The 17,802-nt window shown below is 45.5% G+C and carries 16 protein-coding genes; all 16 read right to left on the reverse strand.

Translation table 11 applies throughout. The features are described from left to right. Nucleotide 1: 1 nt before the first annotated feature. Nucleotides 2–1,606 (reverse strand): L-aspartate oxidase, encoded by a 1,605-nt coding sequence (nadB, locus tag GK047_RS26970; RefSeq protein ID WP_163953572.1) that lies wholly within the window; start codon nt 1,604–1,606, stop codon nt 2–4. Nucleotides 1,607–1,780: 174 nt separating this feature from the next. Further along, nucleotides 1,781–2,719, reverse strand: coding sequence for a quinolinate synthase NadA (nadA, locus tag GK047_RS26975; protein WP_163953574.1), 939 nt, complete (start codon nt 2,717–2,719; stop codon nt 1,781–1,783). Nucleotides 2,720–2,921: 202 nt separating this feature from the next. Then, nucleotides 2,922–4,889, reverse strand: a complete 1,968-nt coding sequence (gene ftsH, locus GK047_RS26980; protein ID WP_163953575.1) for an ATP-dependent zinc metalloprotease FtsH — start codon at nt 4,887–4,889, stop codon at nt 2,922–2,924. 94 nt (nt 4,890–4,983) lie between these two features. After that, on the reverse strand, nt 4,984–5,523 hold the full coding sequence (gene hpt, locus GK047_RS26985; RefSeq protein ID WP_163953577.1) for a hypoxanthine phosphoribosyltransferase: 540 nt from the start codon (nt 5,521–5,523) through the stop codon (nt 4,984–4,986). Nucleotides 5,524–5,592: 69 nt separating this feature from the next. Continuing rightward, nucleotides 5,593–7,008, reverse strand: coding sequence for a tRNA lysidine(34) synthetase TilS (gene tilS, locus GK047_RS26990; RefSeq protein ID WP_163953579.1), 1,416 nt, complete (start codon nt 7,006–7,008; stop codon nt 5,593–5,595). Nucleotides 7,009–7,040: 32 nt separating this feature from the next. Further along, complete coding sequence (locus GK047_RS26995; RefSeq protein WP_163953581.1) at nt 7,041–7,946, reverse strand: protein kinase domain-containing protein; 906 nt, start codon at nt 7,944–7,946, stop codon at nt 7,041–7,043. Further along, nucleotides 7,930–8,649, reverse strand: coding sequence for a vWA domain-containing protein (locus GK047_RS27000; protein WP_163953652.1), 720 nt, complete (start codon nt 8,647–8,649; stop codon nt 7,930–7,932). The genes GK047_RS26995 and GK047_RS27000 overlap by 17 nt, the downstream gene beginning before the upstream one ends. A 199-nt stretch (nt 8,650–8,848) precedes the next feature. Beyond that, entirely contained in the window at nt 8,849–11,341 is a 2,493-nt protein-coding gene (gene spoIIE / locus GK047_RS27005) for a stage II sporulation protein E (RefSeq protein ID WP_163953583.1), read from the reverse strand. A gap of 359 nt (nt 11,342–11,700) precedes the next feature. Next, a complete protein-coding gene (locus tag GK047_RS27010) occupies nt 11,701–12,285 on the reverse strand; it encodes a S1 domain-containing RNA-binding protein (protein WP_163953585.1) in 585 nt (194 codons plus the stop codon). A gap of 109 nt (nt 12,286–12,394) precedes the next feature. Beyond that, nucleotides 12,395–12,715 carry an FtsB family cell division protein gene (locus tag GK047_RS27015; protein WP_163953587.1) on the reverse strand — a complete coding sequence of 107 codons (321 nt, stop codon included), beginning with the start codon at nt 12,713–12,715 and terminating at the stop codon, nt 12,395–12,397. Nucleotides 12,716–12,731: 16 nt separating this feature from the next. Then, a complete protein-coding gene (gene yabQ / locus GK047_RS27020) occupies nt 12,732–13,307 on the reverse strand; it encodes a spore cortex biosynthesis protein YabQ (RefSeq protein ID WP_163953589.1) in 576 nt (191 codons plus the stop codon). Beyond that, the gene (yabP, locus tag GK047_RS27025) at nt 13,304–13,588 is read right to left on the reverse strand and encodes a sporulation protein YabP (RefSeq protein WP_163953591.1); all 285 of its coding nucleotides are present in this window, start codon (nt 13,586–13,588) and stop codon (nt 13,304–13,306) included. Before yabP ends, yabQ begins: the two co-directional genes overlap by 4 nt. A gap of 117 nt (nt 13,589–13,705) precedes the next feature. After that, nucleotides 13,706–13,969, reverse strand: a complete 264-nt coding sequence (locus tag GK047_RS27030) for an RNA-binding S4 domain-containing protein (protein ID WP_163953593.1) — start codon at nt 13,967–13,969, stop codon at nt 13,706–13,708. Continuing rightward, the gene (locus GK047_RS27035) at nt 13,969–14,241 is read right to left on the reverse strand and encodes an HU family DNA-binding protein (protein WP_163953595.1); all 273 of its coding nucleotides are present in this window, start codon (nt 14,239–14,241) and stop codon (nt 13,969–13,971) included. Before GK047_RS27035 ends, GK047_RS27030 begins: the two co-directional genes overlap by 1 nt. 125 nt (nt 14,242–14,366) lie before the next feature. After that, complete coding sequence (gene yabN, locus GK047_RS27040) at nt 14,367–15,878, reverse strand: bifunctional methyltransferase/pyrophosphohydrolase YabN (RefSeq protein WP_163953597.1); 1,512 nt, start codon at nt 15,876–15,878, stop codon at nt 14,367–14,369. Nucleotides 15,879–16,013: 135 nt separating this feature from the next. Next, nucleotides 16,014–17,732, reverse strand: coding sequence for a putative polysaccharide biosynthesis protein (locus GK047_RS27045; protein WP_163953599.1), 1,719 nt, complete (start codon nt 17,730–17,732; stop codon nt 16,014–16,016). Nucleotides 17,733–17,802: the final 70 nt, after the last annotated feature.

Genomic DNA, 17,802 nt, shown 5'->3' on the forward strand with positions numbered 1-17,802 from the left:
CTTAAATCCACTCCTCAACCCTATCTTCCCCGCGCTTGAATACAATATGCTTCTTCCAATGCAGGTCATCTCGTTCTGGGAAATCTTCACGGTAGTGACCACCGCGGCTCTCTTCGCGTTGTAAGGCAGCCGTCGTTGTTAACAACGCGCAACTTAGTAAATTAGCAAACTCATAATCCTCGCGTTTGGACATTTGCGTATCAAATATTGACAATTGTCGCGCTAACTCCTCGTAGCCTTTCTGCAACCCCTTTGCCGAACGCTTGAGTCCTGCATAACGAAGCATCACTTTTTGCAGTTTCAACTTTTTTTCGACAACAGCCTGCTGTGGGCTTTCTATTCTAGGAGAATCCGTCCGCAATTCCGGACTTCCTTCGAGAGCTGGCAGTTCTTTAATACGTTCAATAATTCTTCTACCGAAGACAATTGCTTCAGAAAGCGAGTTACTCGCTAAGCGATTAGCGCCATGAACACCAGTCGACGATACTTCGCCACAAGCAAAAAGACGTTTCACGTCCGTTTCCCCATGCAGATCAGTCTTCACGCCCCCCATCATATAATGGGCAGCTGGAGCAACAGGAATCCAGTCCGTGGTCATATCCAGACCATAATTTAGGCAATATTCGTAAATCGTCGGAAAACGATGCTTTATTAGCTCTTCAGTCTCATGCGTAATGTCGATGTACACAAAGGTTGATTTGCAATTCTCCATCTCATCCACGATAGCGCGTGCTACTACATCCCGTGGAGCCAATTCCAACTGAGGATGGTAGTTCTCCATAAAGCGCTCACCTTTGATGTTGCGAAGATACGCTCCCTCGCCACGAACAGCCTCGGAGATAAGGAAACGTGGAGCACCTGGGTAGCAGAGTGCCGTAGGATGGAATTGTATGAATTCCACGTCTTGAATGTGCGCACCCGCGCGATGAGCAATCGCAATGCCATCAGCAGTAGCGATATCCGGGTTGGTCGTGTAACGGAACAATTGCCCCGCCCCGCCAGCGCACAGGATCGTTGCATTTCCACGCACAAATACTCGCTGACCATCCGGCTTTTGGACGAGTGCTCCATAGCATATGTCATCTTGGGTGATCAGATCGATTACGAAGTGATCGTCCCAGATCTCAATATTTGGGTCTTGCTTCGTACGCTCGGAAAGAGCTCGTACAATTTCAGCCCCAGTGGCGTCACCATGTGCATGCAGAATGCGGCGCTGACTGTGGGCGCCTTCCTTAGTTAACGCAAACTCCCCATTCTCCAAGTCGAACTGGGTACCCATACGAATCAAATCCTGTACGCCGCTAAAGCCTTCATGGACGAGAACGTCGACGGCCTCTGGCGAACAAAGTCCTGCGCCAGCAACCAACGTATCTTGCATATGATACTCTGGTGAATCTTCATCAGAGATTACGGCGGCAATACCACCCTGAGCATAGCGCGTATTGCTGTCCAGAAGTGACTTTTTTGTAATCATTAATACTTTTTTGTTCTCGCTTGCGCGAAGGGAAGTGAACAATCCCGCGATTCCCGCGCCTATGACAATCACATCTGTATGTACATGAGGAATAGCATCTAAATCTACATCTACGAGGTATCTAGGAATCATGCCGCTTCACCTGTTCTCTTCATAATTATCCCACAAATAAAAATACAAGTCTCTTACAAAGAGTAAATACTTTATGGGGGCAACAACCGTAAAATCACCCCACAAAGTGAAAAAACCAGAACTAATTTTTAATATTCGAAAGAGCCCCAAATGTACACAAGACAGTAGCGCATGCTACTTTACTTGTAACATGCGCTCTAAGGATAATCTCGCTTTATCCGCTACATCTTCTGGTACATAGATTTCAGGTTGCATGGTTTCCAAACATTTAACAATTTTCTTTAGATTGTTTACCTTCATATTCGGGCAAACCAAATATTTGGTAGCAAAATAGAATTGTTTGTCTGGGCTATCCATACGCAGTTGGTAGCCAGTCCCATCTTCTGTACCTACAATAAATTCTTTGCAGTCGGACTCTTTGCAGTATTTGATGATTGCGGTTGTACTTCCAACAAAATCTCCTAATTTTACTACTTCAGGACGACATTCAGGATGAACCACGAATTGGGCGTTCGGATATTGGGCTCTCATCTCTTCCACATCTTTTACGGTCAGCATGTCATGTGTGTTGCAATAGCCTTCCCAGATGATTACTTTCTTGCTTGTGAATTTTGATACATAGTCACCCAAATTTTTATCGGGTACCCAGATGATCTCATCTGAATCAACGGAATTGATGACGTTAATGGCATTGGCGGATGTACAACAAATGTCAGTTTCTGATTTTACATCGGCCGAAGTATTAATATAGGCCACTACTTTGGCATTTGGATGCTGGCGTTTCATGGCCCGAAGACCTTCCACATTCACCATATCAGCCATCGGACAGCCTGCGCGCTCATCCGGAATGATAACCGTTTTGTTCGGGGCTAATATCTTGGCGCTTTCCCCCATAAAATGTACGCCACAGAAAACAATTACATCTGCGTCGGTTTCAGCCGCTTTCTGCGCAAGCAGAAAGGAATCCCCCCGGAAATCGGCAACCTCTTGAACTTCGTCTCGTTGATAATAATGAGCGAGAATGATGGCATTGCGTTCTTTCTTCAGCTGCAGCAACCGCTCCTTAAGCACGCGGTTCTGTTCGGCTTTTCTTTCTAGCGCTAAAGCTTCCATGGATGATTCCTCCCCTATATGGGATGTAAAGTTTACTTGCCGTCTATCTAAATAGTAGTATGATCAAATCGCTCTCAAAATAGAGATTTAAAACTAATTTACACATTCCCGCATCCCCTGTCAATGCGCAAATGAGCCCGAAAAACCAAGAAAATCCGGGTACACCTGACGTGTACACCGGATTTATGAGTTGCATGGCCTATTACTCTTCAGAAGATGGATCCGAATTCGGATCTTTCTCTTTTTCTTTATCTTTGTCGAACTCCAGTTTATTACTATCGTTCGATTGGCTTTGACCTTGAATATTGACTTTAACCTCTTCATTATCAGAACCAGCGCTTAATCTGCCGCTCTCCAATAATTCGATAATCTCATCTTTGTCGAGCGTTTCTTTATCAAGCAGTGTTTTTGCGACCAAATGTACTTGATCGGCATGCACCGTCAGAATCTCTCGAGCACGATCATAACAGCTGCGGATAAAGCTTTGCATCTCTTGGTCAATCTCATAAGCAATCGCGTCACTATAATTCTGTTCATGCCCGATATCGCGGCCCAAGAACACCTGCCCTTGCGAACTGCCAAATTGCATTGGTCCAAGCTTGTCGCTCATTCCATATTCCATGATCATCCGACGAACGATCCCAGTTGCTTTTTGGAAGTCGCTGTAGGCACCAGTTCCGATTTCACCGATATACAGCTCTTCTGAAACACGTCCTCCAAGGAGTCCGGTTACCTTATCAAGCAACTCGTTTTTCGTTTGCATCATGCGATCTTCGCCTTCTTTAGGCAGCATCATCACATAACCGCCAGCGCGTCCGCGCGGAACAATTGTGACTTTATGCACCATATCTGCATTCTCGGCATAATAACCGATAATCGCGTGTCCGGCTTCATGATAAGCAACAATGCGCTTTTCGAATTCGCTAATAATGCGGCTCTTCTTCTGTGTACCCACGATTACGCGGTCAAAAGCTTCCTCGATCTCAGCCATGGAAATATCTTTGCGATTGCGTCTAGCAGCGATTAAAGCAGCTTCATTCAATAGATTTTCCAGATCAGCGCCTGTAAACCCAGTTGTGTAGCGAGAAATCGCTTCTAGTTTAACGTCCTTCGCCAAAGGCTTGTTGCGAGCATGTACTTTCAGTACCGCTTCGCGGCCTTTCACATCTGGACGATCAACCGTAATTTGACGGTCAAAACGTCCTGGACGCAAGAGCGCAGGATCAAGAATATCAGGGCGATTGGTCGCAGCGACGATAATGATTCCTTCGTTCGCGCCAAATCCGTCCATTTCTACAAGCAATTGGTTCAGTGTTTGTTCACGCTCGTCATGTCCGCCGCCTAAACCAGCACCACGCTGACGACCCACTGCATCAATTTCATCGATAAAGATAATACAAGGTGAGTTCTTCTTCGCATTCTCGAACAAGTCACGAACACGGGATGCGCCGACACCGACAAACATCTCTACGAAATCAGAACCAGAGATACTGAAGAACGGTACGCCTGCTTCACCAGCTACAGCTCTCGCAAGAAGGGTTTTACCCGTTCCTGGAGGACCATTAAGCAGAACACCCTTAGGGATTCTAGCGCCAACCGCAGCGAATTTCCGTGGGTCTTTGAGGAATTCTACAACCTCAATGAGCTCCTGCTTCTCTTCATCGGCCCCAGCCACATCCTCAAAAGTAACGCGTTTTTTCTCTTCATTATATAAGCGGGCACGGCTCTTGCCGAAATTCATGACTTTACCGCCGCCGCCTTGAGCCTGATTCAATAAAAAGAAGAACAGGATGAAGATGATGACAAACGGGATAATTGAAGTGAGGAAGCTAATCCATACGCTATCTCTCTCCATTGTTTCGTAAACTTCTGTCGGCACTCCGTTTGCTTCAATGAGCTGAACCACCAAAGGTTCGTACGGGGCATGTGTTTCAAAACTCTTCTTGTCAGCACCACTTGGCGGATTAATGTACTTACCTTTAATCAAATACGTATACCCATCGAATTTCAAGTTGACGGATTCTACATTTTTGTTAATAACCGCTTGGCGGAACTTATCGTAAGTAATTAGCTCCTTTTGTTCGTTTTGGGTACTTATAAAATGAACGATACCGACCGTAACCAAAAAAATAAGCAAATAAAAACCGGTATTCCGGATAATTCGATTCATCCCCAACCTCCTCTCGAACGGCACACTTTTGTTATTTTACCACATCCCGGTAAAGCACTACAACAAAGTAGCACACTCAACCAAGGGACATGACTTAGCGGGTGTAGATCTCTGGCTTCAATATGCCGATAAATGGAAGGTTACGATACTTCTCCGCATAATCCAGACCATATCCGACAACGAACTCATCGGGCAGTACATAACCTGAATAATCAGGTTCCAGTTCTACCGTTCTGCGTGCCGGTTTGTTAAACAGTGCAACAACCGAAATCGACTTAGCGTTACGTCGCTCTAAAACATCTATCAAATAACTCAGCGTTAAGCCGCTATCGATAATGTCCTCGACAATAATAATGTGACGGCCTTCCACCGGAACATCGAGATCTTTGATGATCTTCACGACCCCTGAGGATTTCGTCGATTGACCATAGCTGGAAACGGCCATGAAGTCTAATTCCAATGGCACTTTAATCTGCTTTACTAGGTCAGCCATAAAAATGAAGGCCCCTTTGAGCACGCAGATAACCAATGGGTTCTTCCCTTCATAGTCGTTGGAGAGTTGATCCCCCAATTCCTTGATTTTGTCTTGAATTTGCTCTTCGCTGTAAAGTACTTCTTGAATGTCGCTGTACAAGGATGACCCTCCTAGTTTATATTATGAAACCTCATAAATTTACATTCTAGACGAACGAAATTTACACTGCTATTTCAGCATTAGCTTCATATGAAGCACATGTTTTGTATCCGGTCCCACCAAAGCATGCTTGGACCTACGGAACCCTACAATCCACAACACTTGACCCGAAGCATCCACCAATAAGGGGATGACTTCACGTCGGCTTAACGGCATCTTAGCATCAATGAACATATCTTTTACCTTTTTGGACCCGTTTAAACCATGTGGTTCCAAGCGATCCCCCGGCTTGCGGCTCCTTATAGAAAGCGGCAACTCCAGTTGATCGAGATCTAGATATACATCCATGGCCGTTAATGAATGAACAGAAGCTAAAGTCGATGCGGAGTAAATCAAAGAGTAAACAAGCTTAATATCTGCCTCGGGCAGGCTCATCTCGCTAGCACTCAATTCGACCTGATACTGATAAGGACGAAGAGAAGGAGCAAATGACTGAAAGTGAACCGCTTCATATTCTCTCACTATATAAAGCTGTTCATCCACCTCAAGAACATGATTAGAAGCCCTTTGCTTCAAAATCAACTCACGAATCGATTCGACTTTTGTAAAGTCCAGCCTATCCATTCCCAAACAAAGACAGTTTAATATTAATTTAATCAAACGCCTTTGTAAAGCAACGTGCAGTTCGGTGAAGCTTGCCCTTTCCAAGCGATACATTTCGTGACACTTAGTTACGATTCGCTTAAAAACCTGCAAGGTTTCCTTTTCTAAATAGTCATCCTCTTCGCACATCAATTCCGTTAATCGATTCAATGACTCCGAAAACTGCTCATTATACTGCTTCAGCATAGGCAGCACATCGAGTCGAACCTGATTACGAAAGTACTTTCGCAGCGCGTTGCTGCTGTCTTGGCAATAAGCAATTTCGTGCTCGGCACAGTATTGCACAAGTTCTGATTTGTATATACGTAGAAAAGGTCGGATCAGTTCCACTTTTTTTTCTAGCCTTCGTTCGGGCATGCCTACGAGTCCTGATGGTCCTGTTCCACGAAGCAAACGCATCATAACTGTCTCTGCCTGATCATCCGCATGGTGCGCGAAGGCAATACACTGTGCTTGATGTTTATCCGCCACTTCATGTAGAAAAGCATATCGTTTCTCACGTGCAGCAGCCTGCCCATTCATTGATGTCTCTTCAATATACGCGGGCACGTCAATATCACCGATTTCACAAGGTAATTCGAGACGAGCAGCAAGAGCTACTACGAAATTAGCTTCTTCATCCGATTCCGCGCCTCGAAAACGATGATTGACATGAGCAACGACTAGCTTCCAACCATAACGACGTGAAAGCGTAAAAAGGACATGAAGCAGTGCCACAGAATCAGATCCACCCGATACTGCAATAACTACCACATCCCCCGAATCGATAAGCTTTTGTTCTATAATTCTTTGTTCCACCTTGGCAACAAGATTCGTGTCCATCTGCCAGTCCTTTCTCTTCTAACCCCATCCTTTTACCAGTAAATATAGACGGTTGCCCCGAAAACAAATAACGAAGCGGCAAAGCAAATTTTTAACCAAGGCATCTTGAGAGAAGACGGGGAGAGCTTTCTAGTTGCAATCAAGTTTTTCCAATAATGATAAGCTTCTTGCGAAGTTTTCAACTGCCCATTTAATGCTTGTTGCAGAAAAGGTGCAATTCTCGCAGCGGCTGCGCTTTCCCGAATAATCATTTGGAGATGTTCAATTTCACGATTCTGCGGAAGCGTCTGTGAAAAAACAGCAAAGCGATCTTTGTGATCGAGCGCCTTTAATAAGAGGATCGCAAATGAGAATAAGTCATAGCTTTCTTCCGCAACCCGCTCTCCCATCTTCCAAAAACCTCGGTCATACACCTCAGTTAATTGTTTAATAGCCCTACCTTTAAGTGTTACTCCGCCAAAATCGATTAAATCTACATCACCGTAGTTAGAAACAATCATATTTTCAATCTTCAGATCGCCAAAAATATAACCACTTTTATGAAGCTCGGTTAGCTTCCTCAAAAGGTTCGTCCCAATGACATAAATCCAATCCTGTCCACGCTTATGTATGAATTCAGAAATCGTCATCCCCTCAATGTACCTCATTACGCAAAAAGGGATTTCTTTACCTTGCACGATCATGTCATCTACATCAATCAAAAAATTTTTAAACGATGTTTCTGTTAGAGATAATGCATGCAGCGAGTTAATCTCGGACTGATGATCTACCGTTTCATGTCCTGCTTTGAGTGCGTATCTAGCAGTTCCTCTACGTACGAGAGCGACAACTCCGTTAGAACCAGCACCTAATAAACGTTCGACTACATAAACCCGACCGTTCCATTTTCCTTGGATTTCTGATCCTGGACGAAATGCATCCTCATACCACGTAGTCACTCATCATCCCGTCCTCGGCCTTTTGTATGAAAGGCTTCTCCGCCACAAACTGCAGTGTTTGCAGCAAAGCTGGACCCGTTGGAGTTGTACCCTTCATGTTTATTTTATAGAACATCTTGTCCAAATTTGCAAGCTCATTCGACCAATTCAGATCCATTTCTATTTCTTGATCTCTATTCTTTGAAGACGGAAAATGAAAGACAGCTAGTTCACTCTTCCCTGTGCGGGCTCGTAGACTAAGCAATAAATCATGAATAGCCTCGCGTACCGCGGCAAGCTTAGGCTTCATACTTGCACTGGCATCTATTAATAGAGCGACTCGCAGCGACGTGGATTCGCTCATATTATCAATCACTTGAACAACTTCAGCTCGCTGATGTGGCGGCAGTTGCTCTAACTGCGTATGCCCTAGAATACTCTGCAGCTCTTTGCCCACGGCATGCTGAATTGTAGTCGTCACGGTCTTGTGCGTCATCATTTGTACGGTTTGCGAGAGCTGCCCTGAATTAACAATCCGGCTCATGCCACCGCCAGCCGCGGCAATCTCTCGAATTTCCTCAGACCCTAGCACACCTAACTCACCTTGATCAATAACACCAATAACATTTACCGTGATGCCTTCCCCGTGCGCTTGAGCTGCCGCTATAACTGGACTAAGGCCTACGTTCGAGCATCCGTCTGTAATCAGTAAAATTTGTTTCATCATGTTATTAGCCTCCTGGCAAAAAATAAGATCTCCCTAGCAAATTTACTCCTATTTTTTCCAGTTAAGAGAGAGTTTAATCATAGAGGAGAAACAATTTAGCGTTCAACAGACAAATTCGTGAAAGTATTTAATCATTCAATGAGAAAAGCACAAAAGGCTGTAACAGATCTTCTGCTGTCACAGCCTTTCATCATCGTCAACTGACTGTCTTCGGACGCTCCATCCTCGTAATCCCTGGCCAACGGAAAGTAGCCCACTCCGGCTGTCGCTTCTCCACACGTGCAACAACGACAGTCATATCGTCATGAATATCACCTTGGTGGTAGCGGAATATCCGCTCCAGTAAACAGTCCGCAAAATCCTGCGGGATCGTCGTATCGATTTCTTGAATCATCCGCTTCATCCATAATTCCTTGTTAACCGCATGGCCTGGCGCATCATAAATCCCGTCAGTCATCATAATGAGGATATCGCCAGACTGAAGCGCAATCGAAACCAGATCGACATCAATTTCCTGTAAAATACCGACCGGCAGGTTATTCGCCGAGATGGAAATAACCTCACTCCCCCGCTTGATGAAACTTGGAGTAGAGCCAATTTTCATAAACGTTGTGCTTGCACTATACATATCAATCAAAGCCATATCAACCGTTGCATACATCTCGTCTGATGAACGCAGCATCAACACAGAGTTCAGTGACTTAACCGCAAGCTTCTCATCCATACCTGACTGCAGCAGCTGCTGTAGAATGGTCAAAGCTGTCGAGCTTTCCGCACGTGCACGCTCGCCATTGCCCATGCCATCGCTAAGCGCCACGGCATACTTGCCATTACCCAGCTCCACTGTGGAAAAGCTATCTCCTGAGAATAAGTCTCCGCCTTTAGCAGCGCCGGCCACGCCAGTTTCCACATTGTATTCCTTGGCAGAGCCGAATACGACCGTACTATACCCCTCTCCGCGCTCAAGCATCTCCTCCCTTTTCACAGCGACATTCTCTCCAAGGATTTCACTTAAGATCGGGGCGATGATCTTGCGGCACTCATCAAAACCCTTCGTATACTGATGAATGATTTCGATTTCTACATTTCCTTCGTCCAAAGAAATGATATCAATCGTATGGATGGATAAACCAAGCTCCTCCAACGCGCTGCGAATTTGCTCCTCTTGGAAGTACATCTCTTGACCTTCTCGCTTGATTTCTTTCGCCAGGTCCTCCATTACCTGAGAAACCCCGGATAATTGATCAGCTACAAGTTGACGACTATCCATAATCTGCTTTTTCCAATGCATATCATTCTTATAGAGTCCATATTGATTTCTCATCACATCAAGCACTTGATCTGTGCGATGGCATATTTTTTTCCACTCCTGCGGAATATCTTTCTTCGTCATTTCCCCCTTCATCTCAATACTTGTCATCATGTCCGTCATAAACGTATAAGTCTGGTAAAATCTCTGATCCCAGCACTGACTCTTCTTCCAGCATGTATCACACGTTTTATGTGAGACCGCATTCATGAAATGCCCTACCTCTTCCTCTCTGCGACTCTCCGCATTTTCGGTCGTTAATTGTTTAAAGCTGCGGGCCAGCTGACGGAATACCTCAGAGAATTGTTCCACACGGCCCGCCGTAACATCACGTACACGCTTTGCGTAATCCTGCTGTGTTTTAAGGTTTTCATGCGTACCTGGCACATATTTGGCAAGCGTCTGAATGAGACTCCGTGGTGTTAACAGGAACAGCGCAACCGCCGCAAGCGATTCCCATGTGGAATTGATCACATCTACGCCCGTCCCCATGTAGAACGAAAGGATCGATGAACCAAGCAGCATTCCAAAAGCAACCGCCAGTCGATTGCCTTCTTTCAGAAGTCCAGCCAGCATGCCTGAGAAGGCTAGCAAGCTCATTTGATAAATTGCATTGCTATTGGCTAGACTCAGGATAAGTCCTGTTATAACACCTACCGAAGCGCCGAACGGCGCCCCACCAACAAGAGCGAACAAGAGAATTAAGTAACGCGAAAGTACATGTTCCACAGCAACAGGACCAAGCAGCCAGCTTACTGTACCCGTCATAACAGATGCTAACAAAATGATGAGACAAATGATTTCTTCATGTTTCAAATGATAGTTTTTGCGGGTAAGTGTGAATACTGGAATAGCCTGGATGAATATTAATGTCAGGACAAGAGACAAAAGTGATTCAACCGTGATCATCATGACCGAATACCAGCTTAAATTCGAGATGACAAGCTGAGCAAACAATTGTACGAGAAACATGGCACTGAACACTTGAAGCGGTGCCAGAGAAATATCAGAACGCTCGAACTTCTCGCAAGCTTTCTGTATGAGCAGGAAGACGATCATCTCTGTTACGAGGTAGCCCGTGTGTGCTTGTAACGATAGTAAACTTCCTGCAAACACCGCGATACCCACCCCGTGCAAAAGATCTCTTCGTGTAAAATAAATCACCGCAAAAAAAGCTAAGGCGAATGGAGATAGCTGTTCTAAAATCATAGCTCGTCCGAGTAAGAAGCCCATCACAATGAGCAGCATCGCCCATTTTTTAGCAACGAATGCCTGTACAAATTTATTTTCTACTGCTGCGCTATGTGCGCTCGTTTTCGCCTTCTGCCAAAATCCGGACCATTGCCCGCCGATCACTGTGACCACGCTTCTTCTTTGCATCTTCTTGAACACCTTCCATTTCGTCCTTATTTGTTTCTCTAGTATAGGGACAATCTAGCAGAAAGTTTGTCAGAATGAGTTGGTAGATTCAAAGAAATTTCCGACAAGGGGTGCCGACTTTGTCACCACGTCCGAGCCCTTATCCCACCTTACATTTCAGATTTCACGATAAGTGGAAAAGTCTGATTGACCCGAACTTCGCCTCGCATATGGGGTAAATTGATGTCGATTGAAGTGGAGCTCTTTCACTCATAATATTGCTTGCCCCTTCAACGATCATTTTCCTCGCTTCTATGGTACCTTATCAAAACGCAAAAAAACCACATCTACTTAAGTAAATGTGGTTTGGTGCTTGTATATTAATCTCTTCTTCCGCCTCGGCCACCGCGTTTGGACTCGGTATTCTTCTTCAGAGACGAAATCCGCTCTTCACTGTCTTTTAGGAAACGAGACACTTTATCTTCGAAAGAAAATGGTCTAGCGCCGCCCTGCTGCTTGTTAAAGCCGCCACGACCACCACCACCGCCTCCGCGATTGAAGCCACCTCCGCCACCACTTGGTCTTCCGCCACCTGGACCACCACTAGGGGGACCACTGCGTTCTCCGCCGCCTGGGCGTCCTTGGTATCCAGGACGATCTCCACTTGGGCGTCCTTGATAGCTACCGCCACCTTGTCGTTCAGGACGAGCTGGTCTTTCCTCAACTGGCTTATCAATCGTCTGCTTGATTGACAATCCGATCTTGCCATCCTTGTCCACGTTAATCACTTTGACCGTTACTTTGTCTTCCAGCTTTAAATGGTCATTAACGTCTTTCACATAATTATCCGCTATCTCTGAGATGTGAACAAGACCGGTAACTCCTTCAGCAAGCTCGACGAATGCTCCAAAGTGAGTAATCCCCGTCACTCTACCCTCTAACTTGGTGCCCACTTCAATTGCCATAAAGTAAAATGTTCCTCCCTTAAAATGTTGAAAACACTGGCTACGCCGATTATAACCGATGCAGAAACTACGGTCAACAAGGCAAATGCCTACTTCTACATCCTGCTTATTACTGCGACTTCGAGACACTTAAAGGAGTCTCTCCGTTTTTAATATAATGAAAATCTCTGCGAATGATCTGCTCCAAATATTCATCATTATGAAGTCGCGATAACTCTTTCTTCGTTTGATCATTCAATTTGCCAGCATCAGCAAGTTTCTGCTCCAAGTCGGCCATGACATTACTCTTTTCATGAAGCTTGGCGAACTGACCCCAGATATTAACACCTGCCCAGCTCATAAAACACAAAACAAAGATCATCAGAAATCGAAGTCTTCGCTTAGAGCCTTTGCTGCTGATCTTGGATGGAACGTTTGCTTGTGCTTGCATGAATAGGAATGCCCTCCTACTTTGAGAATAACCTGCGGCAGATCTCCATAATCTTACCTGTTAGTTTCTTGAACCAAACAGGAATTACAAAATACTTATGCGCAGGCCTAGTCATCCAGAGGAGTAATCTCCATAAAGGATAGAGCAATTGTAGCACAATTTTATACAGGAATATAGCCACAGCAAGCAAAAACCCTAAAATTATCACCGTTAGACGATATAAGCCAATAATCGGTTTAATAATCAAAAGTTCGACAGTCCTGCTAATAAAAAGATATAACGCTATAACAATTCGAATCACTAGCAAGGTAAGTTGAATGATCCACCTACTGAGAAAGGCAAAATAAAAGCAAATGCCAATCCCCATACCAAGAAAAATAAATACGCGAATCTGACCTTCATTACTGTAAATAAGCAATCGGAACACCAGGATTGTCGCCACAATCCAATACAATATGTCAATGAGCGGAATCGCCCAGCGAGGAAGTCTCAACTTACTGGAGAGCACGCGAAACACATCAAAAATCGCACCCAAAGCGATTCCACTCAGAAACATCATAAAAATCGTATGAAATTGAACATGTAAAGTCACTTAAATAATTTACCTAGAAATCCCTTGGACTTCTCCTGGGAGTTTCCATCCACATACGCTAATTCATTAACTAGCCCTTCTATGGCGACTAACCCTTGTTCCAAGCTCAAATTCTTGATGTGCAAATTTTGACCCTTAATCATCAAGTAACCCATTTCCGTCTCAAGAAGGAATTCTTCACTATCGAAACTTTCTACGTTCAAAACTCCGGAGATCTCCAAGAGCTTGCGATTCAACATTTTGATTTCCTGTCGTTTATTATTTCTCACGGGATCAATCATGGCCTGTACCCCTCCTTCATCTATCACTACGATATGGGAGGATGTCCACTTTTAGAACTGCAAAATAGCCTAGGAACCCTTATACAGGGATCCCAGGCTATTTGACAATCAGGCTATTTACTCCAACTGAAAAGCCTCTTCCTTCAGCAAAGTATACATCTGCGCAGCGTCTTCCTTACGGGTAGACTCGGCTAGTGCTTCCACGCGAACCGTCACTTTTTTCTGACCGAATTGAATGGCAAGTTCATCTCCAACTTTTACGGTTGTACTCGCTTTCGCATCTCTACCGTTGATCCATACGCGTCCTTGGTCGGAGACATCCTTAGCAACTGTACGACGTTTGATCAGACGAGAAACCTTCAGAAACTTATCGAGGCGCATTATTTTACAGCGTCTTTAAGCTTGTTGCCGGCTTTAAAAGCAGGAACTTTGGATTCTGCGATCACGATCGGGCTACCCGTTTGAGGGTTACGGCCTGTACGACCAGAACGTTTACGAGTTTCGAAAGTACCGAAACCGATTAATTGTACTTTATCTCCGGACGAAAGCGCATCAGTAACTTCACCAAGGAATCCGTTTAATACAGCTTCCACGTCTTTCTTAGTTAGACCGCTTTTTTCTGCAATGTTGTTGATCAAATCTGTTTTGTTCATGATTTTTATTTACCTCCTAAAAATGTTTGAAGATCAAGTCTTCTATGTACCCTAACGGTTACATTTCCATATTACACCTTACACCCAACTAAGTATTCTTCTTTTTTCTTTGAAATCCTTCTAGACTAAGTAAGTTTACCAACTTTTTTTGCTTCTTGCCAGTACGCTTCCATCTCTGATAAATCAGTTTGCTCAAAAGAAAGTCCTCTTAAACGTAGTTGTTCTTCGATATAAGAAAATCGACGAATAAATTTCCGGTTTGTTTGAGCAATGGCTTCCTCTGGGTCAACCTTGAGGAATCTAGCAAGGTTAACGATAGAAAACAGCAGATCCCCAAGTTCTTCTTGCTTCTCCTGCACGCCTTGGTTAGCAATCGCTTCTCGCAGTTCACCCAACTCTTCTTCAACCTTATCAAGCACATCTTGCGCCTCTGACCAATCGAAACCAACGGTGGCCGCTTTTTTCTGCAGCTTCCAAGCCTTCATTAAGCCTGGCAGATCACGCGGAACGCCGTCCAGTACTGATTGCTTAGTCGTATCGATACCTTTTTTGCGCTTCTCCTCAGCTTTCATTTCGTTCCAGTTCACAAGCGCCTCTTCAGCATCTTCGGCTTCATTTTCGCCAAATACATGGGGATGACGACGAATCAGCTTCTCGTTCAAGCCGGCAATAACATCATACACGGTAAACGTCCCGGTCTCTTCTTCAATCTGAGCATGCAGCATGACTTGCAGCAGCAGATCTCCAAGCTCCTCGCACATATGCTCAGGATCATCTTCATCGATCGTTTCCAGAACCTCGTAGGCTTCTTCAATAAGGTTTTTACGAAGGCTAGCATGCGTTTGCTCCCGATCCCACGGACAACCTTCCGGACTCCGAAGAATGTTAACAATTTCATGAAGGCGACCAAAGGAGCGATAAAGATCCTTGTCCTGCTCGCTTTTAGGTACCCATACGAGAGACAAGTTTCCATATCCCTGAATATGATCAAGCTCGTAAAGAGGCACTTCTATAATCTGTTCTTCACCTACAACTCCAAGAGAATGACCAACAACGACTCTGTATTCGTCTGGATAAGCTTCCATAAGGCTTATCTTAAGATCCGAAGCCGTGTAAGTATCGTAGACTTGTCCAATGACAGTGTGTAACTGAGGATTCAGACTATATCTGTTCAGACTCGTTGAATCTAATAATTGAAATCCTTCGATCGGATCAAACCCGAAGCGGAGAAATGCTTGATCTAGAAAGCTTTCGCCACTTAGCAAACTTAAGGAAATGCCTTCGGCAGGACAGCGCTGTTTCAACAATTGAACTGTAAATTCAGCGACCATTGGATGCCCTGGGACTGCGTATATGACCTCGCCGGATTGCTGCTTGGCCGTTTGAACAAGCGCCTCTGCAATCGATGCGTACACTTGTTCGAAGCTCTCGTGAGCTTCGTAGTTAGCATCGAAAGTTTGGTAAGGGATATGATTATCATCTAGCATACGAACCATAGGATGGTCTTTCGTGCGTAAGTAAAGCGAAGCTTGCGATTTAGCCGCCAACTGCAGCTTTTTCCATGCGCCAAGTGTTAATTGATCTTCGTCGCCTGTACCTAGCCCAACAACGGTAATCTGTGCGGTTTGCGTGGACATGTAGGTTGGACACCTCCTGAATATTATGAACTACAGATACGCTTGTTAAATAATTAATTACAATGGATGATTGACCTGAAGATCGATGCAGCATTCACTAAATAAATTAAAGAGGCCAAAGAAGCATGAAAACAGCTACGAGTCATCTGAAGCTCGCTCCTTCGCTGGCGGCAGCACCTTGGCCAAAATCGGCGCAAGCTTCCGCTCCAGTTCCGGCATCAGCCGGAGCTCCTCGCGACTGATGCCGCCGCTAAGCAGCAGTGCTAGCCCGTAGACGGCTGCTCCGACGGCAACGCTAATAAGTGCGATTGTGCTATAGCACAATCGCTCAGGCACATGCCAAGCCGCCACAGCGGGCTTGGCTAGCAGCTGCAGCGCTGCCAAGCAAACGCCCATCAGTCCAACGCCCAGCGCAGGACTGATGACGTACGGCCGCAGCGCGAAGCGCGCTCCGGTGCAGCGCATAAGCTGCACCAGATTTAGCCCCGCAGCAGCGGCATAGGCGATTACCGCGCTAAGCGCGGCGCCATCGATGCCCCAGCGGGGCACTAGCCACACATTGCCGAGTGCTTTCAGCACAATGGCAAGGAGCAGTGCTCTAGCCGGCGTGATAATCGCGCCGACCCCTTGGAGAACGCTGGCCGTAACAGCGTTCAGGGTACTGAATAAGGCCGTGAAGGCAAGCACGGCCATCGTCCAGCTGGCTTCACTGCTTTTATACAGCATAATATTAATGGGTACTGCTGCAAAAGCAAGGCCGAATGAAGCCCCTAACCCCACTAACCAAGATAGCCTCACGGCCATCTCAGCCCGACTTCGGATCAATCCTTCCTGTCCATGGGCCATCGCTGCAGCGATGGCAGGAACAAGCACGGCGGACATGGAAGAGGCAATCATAACCACAAGCTGGACTAACGGCAGTCCGCGGTTATATAATCCGAATTGTCGCATGACTTCGGCTTCGCTCCCTTGTGAGTTTTCAAGCAGTCTCGGCATCGTAAACGTGTCGACAAGCGTTAGAAGAGGCACAACAATAGCGCCTAAGCAAACAGGGATTGCATAAGCAGTTATTCGCCTAGCCCATTGCCACTTCGAATAAGAATTGGCCTTTTGAACCTTATTATCCACTTCTAGACTTTTCACACCACTATTCCTCTTCGAATCATTGCCCCTAAGACGTTGATCCTTACGCCAATACACGAGCATTACAAGCAGACCTGCTCCCGCTCCTGTAACTGAACCGAATGTTGCGCCAGCAGCAATCCATGCTTCATCATACGTTAAGGCTACTAGATAGAGCAGTAGGGCCACCATCGTAATCACTCTGATTAACTGCTCAACGACTTGAGAAACTGCAGTCGGCACCATGTTCTGATAGCCTTGAAAATAACCCCGAAGCACCGCCAAAACAGGCGATAACAGCAAAGCAAAGGATACGCTGCGGATCGCTCGCGCTGTATGGCTGATCCCGATCCAACCAGCAATCTCTCCAGCTCCGAAATAAAGCAGCAGAAAGAGCACAACCCCTGACCCCATTAAGATCGTTGCTGAGACATACACGATCCGTTTAGCCCCTTCATAATCGCCAAGGATGGCACGTTCGGCTACAAATTTAGATACTGCAACCGGAAACCCAGCAGTCGCAGCAAACAAAATCAGAATATAGAGTGGATATACCGCATTGTATAACCCAAAGGCCGTATCCCCAGCAACATTTTGCAGTGGAATCTTCTGGAGAGTTCCCAACAGCTTAGAAAGGACAGCAGCTACCCCTAAAATTGCAGCTCCTTTGAGCAGCTTTGCACTTTGTTTACCCACGTTCTTCTGAAGCTCACCCTCATGGGCTTCCTTCATGCTCCGGTCCTCTCCCTTTTTGGTAGATATAGGAGTATTATATCGAAATCCACCCATCCTCACAAAAAAA

Origin of the sequence: Paenibacillus sp. SYP-B3998 (genome assembly GCF_010820665.1) — a bacterium.
Taxonomy (GTDB): Bacteria; Bacillota; Bacilli; order Paenibacillales; family NBRC-103111; genus Paenibacillus_E.